The 13,626-nt window shown below is 70.6% G+C and carries 11 protein-coding genes; 4 read left to right on the top strand and 7 right to left on the bottom strand.

Going from position 1 to position 13,626, the window contains the following annotated elements; all coding sequences use genetic code 11:
* Nucleotides 1-57 precede the first annotated feature (57 nt).
* The gene (locus ACIP4Z_RS25785; protein WP_401311890.1) at nt 58-927 is read right to left on the bottom strand and encodes an SDR family NAD(P)-dependent oxidoreductase; all 870 of its coding nucleotides are present in this window, start codon (nt 925-927) and stop codon (nt 58-60) included.
* A gap of 72 nt (nt 928-999) precedes the next feature.
* Here ACIP4Z_RS25785 and ACIP4Z_RS25780 point away from each other — a divergent pair, with 72 nt between their 5' ends.
* On the top strand, nt 1,000-1,755 hold the full coding sequence (locus tag ACIP4Z_RS25780) for a TetR/AcrR family transcriptional regulator (protein ID WP_401311887.1): 756 nt from the start codon (nt 1,000-1,002) through the stop codon (nt 1,753-1,755).
* On the opposite strand, the gene ACIP4Z_RS25775 is transcribed toward ACIP4Z_RS25780, so the two are convergent.
* The 4 genes from ACIP4Z_RS25775 to nrdR all read right to left on the bottom strand — a co-directional run bounded on the left by ACIP4Z_RS25775 (nt 1,718) and on the right by nrdR (nt 7,011).
* A complete protein-coding gene (locus tag ACIP4Z_RS25775; RefSeq protein ID WP_401311885.1) occupies nt 1,718-2,554 on the bottom strand; it encodes a sigma factor-like helix-turn-helix DNA-binding protein in 837 nt (278 codons plus the stop codon). The two genes, ACIP4Z_RS25780 and ACIP4Z_RS25775, sit on opposite strands and share 38 nt — an antisense overlap.
* Nucleotides 2,555-2,715: 161 nt before the next feature.
* On the bottom strand, nt 2,716-3,321 hold the full coding sequence (locus tag ACIP4Z_RS25770) for a DUF4937 domain-containing protein (RefSeq protein WP_391049019.1): 606 nt from the start codon (nt 3,319-3,321) through the stop codon (nt 2,716-2,718).
* A 159-nt stretch (nt 3,322-3,480) separates the two neighbouring features.
* Entirely contained in the window at nt 3,481-6,378 is a 2,898-nt protein-coding gene (locus ACIP4Z_RS25765; RefSeq protein ID WP_401311881.1) for a vitamin B12-dependent ribonucleotide reductase, read from the bottom strand.
* A 120-nt stretch (nt 6,379-6,498) separates the two neighbouring features.
* Nucleotides 6,499-7,011, bottom strand: a complete 513-nt coding sequence (gene nrdR, locus ACIP4Z_RS25760) for a transcriptional regulator NrdR (protein ID WP_366567504.1) — start codon at nt 7,009-7,011, stop codon at nt 6,499-6,501.
* A 505-nt stretch (nt 7,012-7,516) separates the two neighbouring features.
* Here nrdR and lexA point away from each other — a divergent pair.
* Nucleotides 7,517-8,290: a transcriptional repressor LexA gene (lexA, locus tag ACIP4Z_RS25755; protein WP_355338227.1), complete on the top strand. Its 774-nt coding sequence runs from the start codon at nt 7,517-7,519 to the stop codon at nt 8,288-8,290.
* 197 nt (nt 8,291-8,487) lie between these two features.
* Here the strand turns inward: lexA and ACIP4Z_RS25750 are convergent, their stop codons facing one another.
* Nucleotides 8,488-10,470 carry an ATP-dependent DNA helicase gene (locus ACIP4Z_RS25750; protein ID WP_355338224.1) on the bottom strand — a complete coding sequence of 661 codons (1,983 nt, stop codon included), beginning with the start codon at nt 10,468-10,470 and terminating at the stop codon, nt 8,488-8,490.
* Nucleotides 10,471-10,573: 103 nt separating this feature from the next.
* Between ACIP4Z_RS25750 and ACIP4Z_RS25745 the strand changes: the two genes are divergently transcribed.
* The gene (locus ACIP4Z_RS25745) at nt 10,574-11,743 is read left to right on the top strand and encodes an FHA domain-containing protein (protein WP_401311875.1); all 1,170 of its coding nucleotides are present in this window, start codon (nt 10,574-10,576) and stop codon (nt 11,741-11,743) included.
* A gap of 39 nt (nt 11,744-11,782) precedes the next feature.
* The gene (locus tag ACIP4Z_RS25740) at nt 11,783-12,982 is read left to right on the top strand and encodes a serine/threonine-protein kinase (protein ID WP_401311872.1); all 1,200 of its coding nucleotides are present in this window, start codon (nt 11,783-11,785) and stop codon (nt 12,980-12,982) included.
* Here ACIP4Z_RS25740 and ACIP4Z_RS25735 read toward each other — a convergent pair.
* Nucleotides 12,960-13,541, bottom strand: a complete 582-nt coding sequence (locus ACIP4Z_RS25735) for an FHA domain-containing protein (RefSeq protein ID WP_401311869.1) — start codon at nt 13,539-13,541, stop codon at nt 12,960-12,962. The two genes, ACIP4Z_RS25740 and ACIP4Z_RS25735, sit on opposite strands and share 23 nt — an antisense overlap.
* Between the last annotated feature and the right edge of the window lie 85 nt (nt 13,542-13,626).

The raw sequence follows: 13,626 nt of genomic DNA, 5'->3' as shown, positions 1-13,626 counted from the left end.
ACGATCAGCCTATTGCGCGACTGTCGCTCCGGCGCGCTGATCCGGGGGTCATCCGCCTCACAGTCGCGCCGTCAGCTCCTCCGACAGCTCCCGCAGCCGACGTCGGGCGTCCCCGTCGTACGCCTGCCGGTCGGCCCTGGCTTCCCGGGTGCCGTTGAAGTACCGGCCGGTGCCGACATCGGTGCCTTCGATGAGCCGCAAGGTCGCCTCCCCGCCCTCCTCCACCGAGCTCCACGGCGCTATGCCTCCCTCTCTGACCATGGTGGTGTCCATGTACGTGGCCGGATGCAGCGCGTTCACCGTCACACGGGTGCCTTTCAACGCCTCGGCCAGGTCGAAGGTGAACATGACCTGTGCGAGCTTGCTCTGCGTGTACGCCCGCCCGCCCTCGTAGTCCTTGGTCAGCATCGGGTCGCCGAAGTCGATCGCCTGCTGACCCGCGGAGGCGACGTTGACGATGCGGGACGGCGCCGACGCCGTCAGCAGGGGCAGGAGCCGGTGCGTGAGCCGGTACCCCGCCAGGTAGTTCACCGCGAACCGCCGCTCCACGCCGTGCTCGTCCGCCTCCCGCGCTCCGCCCGGCGAGGCGGTCCCGATTCCCGCGTTGTTGACCAGCACGTCCAGCCGGTCGGCACGGGCCAGCGCCTCGTCGGCGAGCCGGTCGACCTGCCCGAGATCGGAGACGTCGGCGAGCAGCACCTCCGCGCGGTCCTCACCCGTCGCCTCCCGTATGGCGTCGCGAACCTCCTCGGCCCGGCGGGCGTCGCGGCCATGGATCAGCACACGGGCTCCGTCGGTCGCGAGGCGTATGGCGAGCCAGCGACCCAGGCCGTCGGTGGAACCGGTGATCAGGATCGTCCGCCGGGAGTCGGTTTCGACCTTGCCCTCGGGGCGCTCCCCCCGGCCGCCGACAACGCGTTCGTTCATTGCGAGCTCCATTTACGAGACATGCCGACTCGTTAAGAGTATGCGAGACACCATGCCTTGTAAAGTGGATTCGTGGACGAGACACCCGCGCGGGGCAGACCCCGCAGTGAGACCGCCCGCCGCGCCGTGCTCGACGCGGCCCTGCGGCTCTGCCAGGACGGCGGTTATCAGGCCCTGACCATGAAGGGCATCGCGGAGAACGCGGGGGTCGGCCGCCAGACCGTGTACCGCTGGTGGCCCGCCAAGCAGGACGTCCTGCTCGACGCCCTGCGCGACCTGGGTCTGCGCAAGGCGGAGCACCTGGACCCCGACAGCGGCGACACGCTGCGCGACGTCCGTACGCTGCTCGACGCCACCTTCGTGCTCACCCGCAAACTCACCGGCAAGGCCTTGGTCGGACTGATGGCCGACGCCCAGCACGACCCGGACCTCTCACAGCGGCTCCAGTCCACGGTGATCGGGCCCCGGCGGCAGGCGCTCCGCGCGCTCCTGGCCCGCGGGGTGGAGCGCGGTGAACTGGCCGGGGAGGACCGGACGCTGGACCTCGCGGTCGACTTCGCCTTCGGCGCCATGTGGTACCGGCTGATCAGCCACCACGCGCCGGTGGACGCGAGCCTGGGGGAACAGATCACCACCGCCCTGGCAAAGCTGCTGAGGGCGGACGGACCCGCCGGGGCACGCGCGACCACAAGCGTAGACGCGAGCACAGGCGCGGCCTCATCGGCGAACGAGCAGGTGAGCGCGCAAGCGAAAGAGCAGGTGAGCGCGCAGGCGAAAGAGCAGGCACCGGTCAGCGCCGCAACCCCCGCCGCGCCCACTGTCGGTTGAGGAACACCAGTCGTCCCGGATCGGCCACCGTGCGGATGCCGACCAGCCCCTGCGGCCCGAACTCCGGCGCCACGACGGCCACCACGACATCCCCGGTCGTCGCCAGCACCGCCGCGTCGCCGTTGATCTCGACGATCCGGCCGCGCGTTCCCGCCGGTGCCTGGCTGATCAGTCCGGCCAGGTAACGGGCCACTTTGGCAGCTCCCAGGGCGGGACGCCGGGCCGTCCCGGGGACCCCGCCGCCGTCCGACCAGGCCACCACGTCGTCGGCGAGCAGTTCCGCCAGCGCCTGCTGGTCCGCGTGCGAGGCGGCCCGCATCAGGTCCTCGGCCAGCTGCCGCCGCTGCGGCCAGGGCAGGTCAACGCCAGTGGCGGACTCCCGCACCCGTTGCCGTGCCCGGCGCCGCAGGGCGCGGCACTGCACTTCGGGCAGTCCGAGGACGACGGCGGTTTCCGCCGACCCGTAGCCGAAGGTCTCCCGCAGGACGTACGCGGCCCGCTCGGCCGACGACAGGCGTTCCAGCGCGACCAGCCGCGCCATGGACACCGATTCCCGGCTCTCGACCGTCTCGAGAGCGCCCAGGGCGCCCATCGCGCCGCCCTCGGTGAGCACCGGTTCCGGCAGCCAGGAGCCCGCGTGCGCTTCACGCCGGTGCCGCGCCGCCTGCTCGGGCACGGCCCGTATCGCGCCGAAGACCTCGCGGACCAGCTCGGGCAGCGCGTCGCCCGCGCCGGTGTCGGCCGTACGGGTGAGCGCGTGCCGTACGGCCTCGTCCGCCGCGCACGCCGATCCGAGCATCCGATAAGCGGCCCCGAAAAGCCGCACCTGGTGCGGGGAAGGGGCTTGCGTATCGTCGGCCGCCACTGCTGTCACAGCGGTGGCTTCCACCCCACCCGTGACAGCGCCGCCTATATCCGGCGCGCGGTCGGCACCACCCGTGTCACCCGAGCCATCCGCTCTCAGACCGTCCACCCCTGCACCACATCCACCACGTCACCCGCCACGGACACCACATCGGTGTCGAGTTCGGCGCGCTCCGACAGCCGCGTCACCGCTCCTTCGCGGTATTTACCGCGCTCCGTCGCCGAATTCCACATGGACAGCACCAGGAAGTCGTTTCCCGGACCCTGGCCGAAGACGCCGCGCAGCATGCCGGGAGAACCCGCCATGGCGGGATTCCACACCCGTTGCTGCATCGATGTGAAGTGGTCGACACGGTCCGGCCGCACTTTGCACAGGGCGACGCGCAGGACATCGACGTCGGCGAAGGTCGGTTCGAAGCCGACCTTGACGTCCAGCCGGTGCTCGAAGAGATTCACCGCGAGCATCTCGTAGGTGTCGCCCTGCGACGCGGCGATCCCGTCGTGCGGCCCGGCCATGAAGGCGTCGTAGGACCGCCGGCTGTCCCAGAAGGCGAAGAGATGCGCCATTCCGGGCTGGGCACGGCTCCAGCCGCCGCCCTGCCCTCGGAAGCCGGGCTGGTCCTTGAGCGCCGCCCACCTGCGCTGCCCCCGGTCGAACCCCGCCTGATCCACAACCCCGCAGCGCATCCACTTCACCAACACCGCGCCATCGTAGTGGCGTTGACGCCGGAGATCGTCCCTGTGCGGGGGAGGCAATCGCGTGAGGGACCGGAAGGGCCGGAAAAGGGCGGTGGGGCCCGGGGGCCCCCCGGGCCCCACCGCCCTGACCAGTCAGTTCAACAAACGGGCCGCGCCCGGATGTCAGCTACAACCGCTCGTCGATCCGCAGCCCTCGCACAGGTAGCAGCTCCCCGCGCGGCGCATCTTGGTGCCGCAGGAGAAGCACAGCGGCGCGTCGGCGTTGAGGCCGAGCTGGATCTCCAGCAGTTCCGTGGAGTTGTGCGCTTCCTTGGGAGCCGGTACCGCCGCCGCGCCCGCTTCGGGCTTGGCCACGGCCAGCGGCTTACGGGGTTCTGCCTCGCGGACCTCGCGCGGCGCGGACTGCGCCAGGCCCTCGACGTCGACCTCTTCCTCGGCGGCCTCGTAGGAGCCGGTGTCCAGGTGGCGCTGCCGCTCGGGCGCGGAGTGGATGCCCAGCGCGGAGCGGGTCTCGAAGGGCAGGAAGTCCAGCGCCAGGCGACGGAAGATGTAGTCGACGATCGACTGCGCCATCCGTACGTCCGGGTCGTCGGTGAGACCGGCGGGCTCGAAGCGCATGTTGGTGAACTTCGAGACGTAGGTCTCCAGCGGGACGCCGTACTGCATGCCCACCGAGACGGCGATGGAGAAGGCGTCCATCATGCCCGCGAGGGTGGAGCCCTGCTTGGACATCTTGAGGAAGACCTCGCCGAGGCCGTCGTCCGGGTAGGAGTTCGCCGTCATGTAGCCCTCGGCGCCGCCGACCGTGAAGGACGTGGTGATGCCGGGACGGCCCTTGGGCAGGCGCTTGCGGACCGGACGGTACTCGACGACCTTCTCGACTGCGGCGGACGCCTCGGCGGCGGCCTCGGCCGGCTTCTCGTCCTTCTTCTTGGCCGAGAGGGGCTGGCCGACCTTGCAGTTGTCGCGGTAGATCGCGAGCGCCTTCAGGCCGAGCTTCCAGCCCTCGAAGTAGACCTCCTCGACCTCTTCGACGGTCGCCGTCTCCGGCAGGTTGACCGTCTTGGAGATCGCGCCCGACAGGAACGGCTGGGCGGCGGCCATCATCCGTACGTGACCCATGGCGGAGATCGCGCGCTCACCCATGGCGCAGTCGAAGACCGAGTAGTGCTCGGGCTTCAGACCCGGGGCGTCGATCACATTGCCCTGCTCGGCGATGTGGGCGACGATCGCCTCGACCTGCTCGGCCTGGTATCCGAGCCGCTTGAGGGCCGCGGGCACCGTGTTGTTGACGATCTGCATCGAGCCGCCGCCGACGAGCTTCTTGAACTTGACCAGGGCCAGGTCCGGCTCGACGCCCGTGGTGTCGCAGTCCATCATGAGGCCGATGGTGCCGGTCGGCGCGAGCACCGACGCCTGCGCGTTACGGAAACCGTTCTTCTCGCCCAGCCGGACGACGTCCTGCCAGGCCTCGGTGGCCGCTGCCCAGACGGGGGTGTCCAGGTCGTCCACGCGGGTGGCGGCGCCATTGGCGTCGGAGTGCTGCTTCATGACGCGCTTGTGGGCGTCCGCGTTGCGGGCGTAGCCCTCGTACGCGCCGACGACCGAGGCCAGTTCGGCGGAGCGCTTGTAGGAAGTGCCGGTCATCAGCGAGGTGATGGCGCCGGCGAGGCCGCGACCGCCGTCGGAGTCGTACGCGTGGCCGGTCGCCATCAGCAGCGCGCCGAGGTTGGCGTAGCCGATGCCGAGCTGGCGGAAGGCTCGGGTGGTCTCGCCGATCTTCTGGGTCGGGAAGTCGGCGAAGCAGATGGAGATGTCCATCGCGGTGATGACCAGCTCGACGACCTTGGCGAAGCTCTCGGCGTCGAAGGACTGGTTGCCCTTGCCGTCGTCGCGCAGGAACTTCATGAGGTTGAGCGAGGCGAGGTTGCAGCTCGAGTTGTCGAGGTGCATGTACTCGCTGCACGGGTTCGAGGCGGTGATCCGGCCCGTCTCCGGCGAGGTGTGCCAGCGGTTGATCGTGTCGTCGTACTGGATGCCCGGGTCGGCGCAGGCCCACGCGGCCTCGGCGAGCTTGCGGAAGAGCGCCTTGGCGTCGACCTCCTCGATGACCTCACCGGTCATCCGGGCGCGCAGCCCGAACTTCGAGCCGGACTCGTACGCCTTCATGAACTCGTCGTTCACACGGACGGAGTTGTTGGCGTTCTGGTACTGCACCGACGTGATGTCGTCGCCGCCCAGGTCCATGTCGAAGCCCGCGTCGCGCAGGGCGCGGATCTTCTCTTCTTCCTTGACCTTGGTCTCGATGAACGCCTCGACGTCGGGGTGATCGACGTCCAGGACGACCATCTTGGCGGCGCGGCGGGTGGCGCCGCCCGACTTGATGGTGCCCGCGGAGGCGTCCGCGCCGCGCATGAAGGAGACCGGTCCCGAGGCGTTGCCGCCGGAGGAGAGCAGTTCCTTGGAGGAGCGGATCCGGGAGAGGTTCAGGCCGGCGCCGGAGCCGCCCTTGAAGATCATGCCCTCTTCCTTGTACCAGTCGAGGATCGACTCCATGGAGTCGTCGACGGACAGGATGAAGCAGGCGGAGACCTGCTGGGGCTGAGCGGTGCCGACGTTGAACCACACCGGGGAGTTGAAGCTGAACACCTGGTGCAGCAGCGCGTAGGTCAGCTCGTGCTCGAAGATCTCGGCGTCCGCGGGGGAGGCGAAGTATCCGTGGTCCTCGCCCGCCTTGCGGTAGGTGAGCACCACTCGGTCGATGAGCTGCTTCAGGCTCTTCTCGCGCTTGGGGCTGCCCACCGCGCCACGGAAGTACTTGCTGGTGACGATGTTGACCGCGTTCACCGACCAGGAGTCGGGGAACTCGACGCCACGCTGCTCGAAGTTGATCGAGCCGTCGCGCCAATTGGTCATGACGACGTCACGGTGCTCCCAGACCACTTCGTCGTACGGATGCACGCCGGGGGTGGTGTGGATGCGCTCGATGCGCAGACCCTTGCTCGCCTTGGATCCCTTGGTACGGGAACCGCGTGCCGGGCCGCTCGTCGTCTCTGTCATTCCGCCTCCCTATACGGGCGAAAACGCCCTAATGTGCGCGGATCTTCCCGCAACACGGTGATGTCTGCCGCCTCGGCGCACCTGGCGCTCCGGCAAATCTGTGGGTCCCCGCCGTTCCGCTCAGTCGGCGGCGACTGCGGGCGCGGGGACTCCGAGGTCCTCGTCGAGCCCGCCGGGAGTGGTGGGTGGCAGCTGCTCGCGCAGCTCCGTGATGGCCGTCTCGAAGTCCTCGAGCGAGTCGAACGCCCGGTAGACCGAGGCGAAGCGCAGATACGCGACCAGGTCGAGGTCCTGAAGCGGACCGAGTATGGCCAGTCCCACGTCGTGGGTCGACAGCTCGGCGCTGCCGGTGGCCCTGACCGCCTCCTCGACGCGCTGCCCGAGCTGGGCGAGGGCGTCCTCGGTGACGGGGCGGCCCTGGCATGCCTTGCGCACGCCCGCGATCACCTTGCTGCGGCTGAAGGGCTCGGTCACTCCGCTGCGCTTGATGACCATCAGTGACGCGGTCTCGACCGTGGTGAAACGGCGACCGCAGTCCGGGCACTGCCGACGGCGGCGGATCGAGGTGCCGTCATCGGTGGTGCGGCTGTCGACGACGCGGCTGTCGGGGTGCTTGCAGAAGGGGCAGTGCATGGTTCCCGGCTCCCTTCCTCACCCGCGGTGAGCGCACGACAAAATGGCCTTCGGGGAGCCTTGCCGGCCCCTCGAAGCAGTCCCAAGCATAGGCGATCCCGCGGAGTTTGCGGCCGCCAGCCCCCCGCGAAACCACTACGGGTGGTGGCTGGTGCATATACAACCACTAGATCTGGGGGCGGCGGGCAAACACCGTCGCTCCGCGTGTCGCGCCTGCGGCCGGAGGTGAGCCTAGGGGAAGTGTCGTGACGGCCCGCCGCCGGGGCACGGGTGGCAGACTGAGCCGCACGGAGCCCCCGGGACACTCGGCAGGCCGTGGATAATCGAACTTCCATTCGACCAATACACCCGATACCTTGATCACGTCAGCGGATTTACGCAGATTCACTCGAACGTGTGTTTGGCGCAACCTTTCGAAACCCACTACCGTTGTACTAACTGCCCGCGACTGCGAAGCGGGCCGGCCGCAGTCCATGCGGTGGGAGAACATCGAAAAGGGGCCGCCGTGACCACCACCGCAGACAGCGCCACATTGACCGCCCATGACCGCTCCCAGGATCGGATCGGCCCGTTGGACGTGACAGGCGAAGACAACAGCCCGAAGCCCGCACGATCGCTCCCCGGGCGGCCCCCCGGTATTCGTGCCGACAGCTCCGGGCTCACCGAGCGGCAGCGCCGCGTCATCGAGGTCATCAGGGACTCCGTGCAGCGTCGCGGATATCCGCCGTCCATGCGCGAGATCGGCCAGGCCGTCGGCCTGTCCAGCACGTCCTCGGTGGCCCACCAGCTCATGGCCCTGGAGCGCAAGGGCTTCCTGCGCCGCGACCCGCACCGTCCCCGCGCGTACGAGGTCCGCGGCTCCGACGGCGGCCACCCGCAGCCCACCGACACGGCGGGCAAGCCCTCCGCCTCGTATGTGCCGCTCGTCGGCCGGATCGCGGCGGGCGGCCCGATCCTCGCCGAGGAGTCGGTCGAGGACGTCTTCCCGCTCCCCCGCCAACTGGTCGGCGACGGCGAGCTGTTCGTGCTCAAGGTGGTCGGCGACTCGATGATCGAGGCGGCGATCTGTGACGGCGACTGGGTGACGGTACGCCGTCAGCCCGTCGCGGAGAACGGGGACATCGTCGCCGCGATGCTGGACGGCGAAGCCACGGTGAAGCGCTTCAAGCGGGACAACGGCCATGTGTGGCTGCTTCCGCACAACGCGGCGTACCAGCCCATCCCCGGCGACGAGGCGACGATCCTCGGCAAGGTGGTGGCGGTGCTCCGCCGGGTCTGACCGACCCCAACGAACGGGCCCCGGGACCTCTGCGCCGGTTCCGGGGCCCCGCCATGCCCGCTGAGTGGCCGTCCTCGCGTCGACTGAGCCGTACGACTCCCCTGTCAGCCGCCAGCCTGAAGCCCCGCTCCGGTCGGCCCTGTCCCCGCCCTGTCCCCGCCCTTTCCCCGTCCTGTCCCTGCCCTGTCCCCGTCCTGTCAGCCGACGACCGCCGCCGTCGCCGCCGCATCGATCGCCGCCAGAGAACGCCGGACCTGATTGCGGTCGGTCGTGTACCAGAGGTCGGGCATCGAGGACCGCAGGAAGCTGCCGTAGCGGGCGTTGGCCAGCCGTGGATCGAGGACGGCGACCACGCCGCGGTCGCCCATAGCCCGGATCAGCCGTCCCGCGCCCTGTGCCATCAGCAGGGCCGCGTGGGTGGCGGCCACGGCCATGAAGCCGTTGCCGCCGTGCTCCTCGACCGACTTCTGCCGGGCGCTCATGAGCGGGTCGTCGGGCCGCGGGAACGGGATCCGGTCCATCACCACCAACTGGCAGTTCACACCCGGCACATCGACGCCCTGCCACAGCGAGAGCGTCCCGAACAGACACGTCTTGGCGTCCTGCGAGAACGTACGGATCAGCTCACCGAGCGTCTCCTCGCCCTGGAGCAGCACCGGGTGGTCCAGGCGGCCCCGCATGGCCTCCGCGGCGGCCTGGGCGCCGCGCATGGACGAGAACAGCCCGAGGGTACGGCCGCCGGCCGCCTCGATCAGCTCGGCGAGTTCGTCGAGCATGTCCTCGCGGTTGCTGTCCCTGCCCGGCTGGTTGAGGTGCCTGGCGACGTAGAGGATGCCCTGCTTGCGGTAGTCGAAGGGCGAGCCGACGTCGATGCCCTTCCACTGCGGGACGTCCTCGCCCTCGGTGCCCTCGGGGGCCAGGCCGAGCGAGGCGGCCACCCCGTTGAAGTCGCCGCCCAGCTTGAGGGTGGCGGAGGTGAGCACCACCGAGCGCTCGGTGAAGAGCTTCTCGCGCAGCAATCCGGACACGCTCAGGGGGGCGACCCGCAGCGAGGCCCCGTACCGGTCGTGCCGCTCGCACCACACCACGTCGAATTCGGAGCCGAGCACCAGCCGCTCGCTGACCCCGTGGATGTGCTCCACCGCGGCGAGTGCCTGCTTGCGGACCGCGTCCTCGTCCTGCACGGACTTGTCGCGGGTGTCGCCGATGGCGGTGATGACCTGGCGGCAGGCGTCGCGCAGCGCCGCGAGGACGTACCCCAGATCCTCGGGGATCTCCTCCAGGCGTCCCGGCAGGGCCAGCTCCATCACGCGCTCGAAGCCCTCGGCGGCGGTGAGCAGGGCGTCCGCGGCCTTCTCGTTGACCAGCCGGGACGCGCGCTTGACCGCGCGGTTGACGGCGCCCGGGGACAGCTCGCCGGTGGCGACGCCGGTGACGCGGGAGACCAGTTCGTGCGCCTCGTCGATGATCAGGACCTCGTGGCCCGGCAGCACCGGGGCGCCCTCGATGGCGTCGATCGCCAGCAGCGCGTGGTTGGTGACCACCACGTCGGCCAGTTTGGCGCGCTCACGGGCGGCCTCGGCGAAGCACTCGGCGCCGTAGGCGCACTTGGTGGCGCCCAGACACTCGCGCGAGGTGACCGACACCTGGCTCCAGGCGCGGTCGGAGACGCCGGGGGTGAGGCCGTCCCGGTCGCCGGTCTCGGTCTCGTCGGCCCAGTCGCGCAGCCGCAGCAGGTCCTGGCCGAGCTTGCTGGTCGGCGCGGCGGCCTCGAAGGGGTCGAAGAGACCGTCCTCCTCGTCCTGCGGCACGCCCTCGTGCAGGCGGTGCAGGCACAGGTAGTTGGATCGGCCCTTGAGCATCGCGTACTGCGGCTCACGGCGCAGCAGCGGCTTCAGCGCGTCGACGGTGCGCGGCAGGTCGCGCTCGACGAGCTGGCGCTGGAGCGCGAGGGTGGCGGTGGCCACCACCACGCGCTCGCCGTGGGCGAGCGCGGGCACCAGATAGCCGAGCGATTTTCCGGTGCCGGTACCGGCCTGGACGAGCAGATGGGACTGGTCGTCCACGGCGGCCTCGACGGCTTGGGCCATGGTGACCTGACCGGCCCGCTCGACACCTCCGACGGCGGTGACGGCGGCGTGCAGCAGGTCGGTGAGCGCGGGTGGGGGCGTGGCAGTCATAGGGAGGCAAGCCTAGAGGGCCGCACTGACATCGCCGTCCGCGCCGGGTGCCGCGGATCGTTCGGCGGACCGTTCAAGTCGGGCGGTGATAGCTTCTGGACACATGCCGTTCGAGCGCCGCCTGACTCTGGATGCCTCCGCCGCGGAATATGTGATCGACGTCGCGAATGTGGTGCGTGAACCGGCGCTCGGCGGGGAACGGGCGGCGGATCTGGCCCGGTTGTCGGGTCTGCTGGACGCGCTGGCGGAATTCACCCGCGATCCCGCCGTGCAGGTGTACGCGATCACCGACCGCTCCCTGCTGACCGACGGCCGTCTGACGCCCGAGGAGCGGCAGCGCCTGGACCGCTGGTATCTCGAAGGGCTGCTGGAGGTCCTGCCGAGGGCGGACGACCGCATCCTGGAGCTGGCCGACGCGCTGGAGCTGCGGGTGGTCAGCGCGGACAATTTCCTGGACTTCCACCGCGCCTATCCGTGGATTCCCGGCAACCGGGACCGTTTTCTGCGGCCCTTCCTTCAGCCGGACGGCGTGATCGGCGTACGGCCGCGGATCATGCCGGTGCCTCCCGAGTGGCAGGTCTCCCGCAAGGAGGAGGAAGGGCTGCTCCTGGAGGCGGGCGTGTACCGGCGCTGGGACCGGTCGGCGCACCGGGCGGTCCTCGGCCGTGACTGGCGTTGTCCCGAGGCCGACTGCCCGCTGTTCGGCGCCGCCGACCGGCCGAGCACCGCGCTCCCCCGCCGCCGGAAATCCCAGGTTCTCTGCCCGACGCACGGGCTGCCCCTGGCGGACGCGGGTCCCCGTCCGTCCCGCGCGCAGGTGAAGGTGGTCATGGACGGGACGGTGCGGGGCCGCTTCATGGTGACGGCGGGCGAGCCGCTCGCGGTCGGCCGGGCGCCCGCCGACGGCGGTGTCGTCCTCGGCGCCTGGATCGACGACACCGAGGTCGAGTCGGTGAGCCGTACTCATGTGATGGTCAGTTACGACGGCACAGGGCTGAGCGTGGTGGACGAGCGCAGTGCGAACGGCACCTGGGTGCGGTGCCGCCGCCCCACTGGTGACGAGTTGGTGCCGCTGCCGCACGGCGCGCTGTGGCATCTGCGCCAGGGGGATTCCGTCGTCCTGCACGAACGGCTGGAACTGCTGCCCAGCGGCCGTCAGTTCGTCTTCGAGGAGGACCCGGCGGACGGTACCGTCGGACCGCGGGTGAGCGCGGACGCGGCGGGTCCCACCATGATGGCCGTACCGTGGCCGCCGGGGCAGGAGCCCGGGTGAACCGGGCCGCGACGGCGAACGAGCGGGGACGAGGACGACGTGTCGGGGGAGATCGGGATCGGTACGGTCCTCAGCGACCGGTACCTCCTGGAGGAGTCGCTGGGCGGCGGCGGGTACGGGCAGGTCTACGCGGCTCTCGACCGGAGTCTGGGGCGGCGTGTCGCGGTGAAGGTGCTGACGCTGCGCGCCGATTGGGGCGACGGCGAGCGTGACGAGCGCCAGGGCCGGTTCCGCAGGGAGGCGATGGCCGCCGCCGCGCTGAGCCATCCCAATGTGGCCACCGTCCACGACGCGGGCGAGCACCGGGGCAGGCCGTTCATCGTCATGGAATTGCTGCGCGGCGCGGACTTCCGCCAAGTGCTGCTGGACCGCGGCGGACTGCCGGTGGCCGATGTCATCGCCTATGGCATGCAGATCAGCGCCGGGCTGCGGCACGCGCATGAGCGCGGTCTCGTCCACCGGGACATCAAGCCGGAGAATCTGATGCTTCTCCCGGACGGCGTCGTCAAGATCTGCGACTTCGGCCTGGTGGCGCACCGCGACGACAGCGCCACGCGGTACACCGATCCGCGGGCGGTCATGGGCTCACCGCCGTACTTCTCGCCCGAGCAGGCGCGCGGCGCCGAGGTGACCGCGCGGTCCGACCTCTATTCGCTCGGCTGCGTCCTGTACGCGATGCTCGCCGAGGGGCCGCCCTTCTCGGCCGGGACGTCCGTGGGATACGCGTACATGCACGTCCACGAGGTGCCGGAGCCCATCGAGCGGCGGCGCCCCGAGGTGCCCGCCGGACTCGCGCGCCTGGTGCACCGGATGCTCGCCAAGAAGCCGGACGACCGGCCCGCCGACGCCGGGGAGGTGGCCGAGCGGCTGCGCGCGCTGATGCGGCCCGCTCCCGTACGGCGCAGTCCCACGGTGCTGGACCAGAGCGCCGGCCATGTGCTGTGGGCGCTGCTAGAGGACGCCGAGGGGCTGCTCGCCGCGGACCGGTTCACCGACGCGGACGAGCGCTACTGGCAGGCGCTCCAGCACATCGCGCGCCAGGGTGCGGAAAACGAGGCCGCACCATTTGCGGCGCTTTTCGGCCGGGCGCGGGCCCTGGAGGGTCTGAACGGCACGGCCGCCGTCGTCCGCCGCTTCGAGGAGCTGTCGGCCGACGCCGCGCAGACGCTGGGCCCCGAGCACCCGCTGGCCCGTTGCATCGCCGCCTACGCGGAGGTCAGAGCAGTACGCGGACGGTGACGTCGGCGGCGAGCCGGAGGGTGTCGCCGGGGCGTACGGGCGCCCGCTCGCCGGGCGCGAGCCGGTAGCCGTGGACGAAGGTGCCGTTCGTGGAGCTCTCGTCGGAGATCCAGGCGGAGCCGTCGGGCTCGACGCCGACCATGGCGTGGATACGGGACAGATTGTCGTGCGCGGAGAGGAAGGGCACGGCGGGGCAGTGCTTCGGGTCGCGGCCGAGCCGGATCGAGTTGGCCGGCTCCACCGCGACGATCTCGCCGCTGGGGAACCGCAGTCGCAGCGCCCGCGGCGGTGCGTCCCTGCGCGTCTCCAGGGGTCGGGGCAGCGCTCCGGGGATCACGTTGATCACTCGGGTGTGTTCGGAGTCGGCGCCGTGGGCGCTCGGCAGCAGCGCGGTCGGTTCCGGGGATGCCTCGGGGGCGGCTCCCTGCGGCGGGGTCTGCGCGGCGCGGGCCGCGGCCATCAGCGAGAAGGGCACGAAGCAGCCCTGGCAGAGCAGTTGTCCCGGCCGCACGGCCGTAGCGCACTCCGGGCAGGGTTCGGCGCCCGCTGCCTCCCGCATGGCCGCCCCCACCTTTCCGCGGTGATTCCCGTACGCGTTCCGTACGGGATTCCGTACCGGGTCCCCGTGCTCGGATCGTATCGGC

The sequence above is a fragment of the Streptomyces sp. NPDC088910 genome (assembly GCF_044749865.1).
Taxonomy (GTDB): domain Bacteria; phylum Actinomycetota; class Actinomycetes; order Streptomycetales; family Streptomycetaceae; genus Actinacidiphila.
Note: the sequence above shows the minus strand (reverse complement) of the source record. Positions and strands in the feature narration are given on the sequence as shown.

Bases quoted from the DNA above. Each gene is read 5' to 3' on its own strand.
- ACIP4Z_RS25785 (WP_401311890.1), bottom strand. From the start codon at position 927: ATGAACGAACGCGTTGTCGGCGGCCGGGGGGAGCGCCCCGAGGGCAAG.
- ACIP4Z_RS25775 (WP_401311885.1), bottom strand. From the start codon at position 2,554: ATGCTCGGATCGGCGTGCGCGGCGGACGAGGCCGTACGGCACGCGCTC.
- ACIP4Z_RS25765 (WP_401311881.1), bottom strand. From the start codon at position 6,378: ATGACAGAGACGACGAGCGGCCCGGCACGCGGTTCCCGTACCAAGGGA.
- nrdR (WP_366567504.1), bottom strand. From the start codon at position 7,011: ATGCACTGCCCCTTCTGCAAGCACCCCGACAGCCGCGTCGTCGACAGC.
- ACIP4Z_RS25750 (WP_355338224.1), bottom strand. From the start codon at position 10,470: ATGACTGCCACGCCCCCACCCGCGCTCACCGACCTGCTGCACGCCGCC.
- ACIP4Z_RS25745 (WP_401311875.1), top strand. From the start codon at position 10,574: ATGCCGTTCGAGCGCCGCCTGACTCTGGATGCCTCCGCCGCGGAATAT.
- ACIP4Z_RS25735 (WP_401311869.1), bottom strand. From the start codon at position 13,541: ATGCGGGAGGCAGCGGGCGCCGAACCCTGCCCGGAGTGCGCTACGGCC.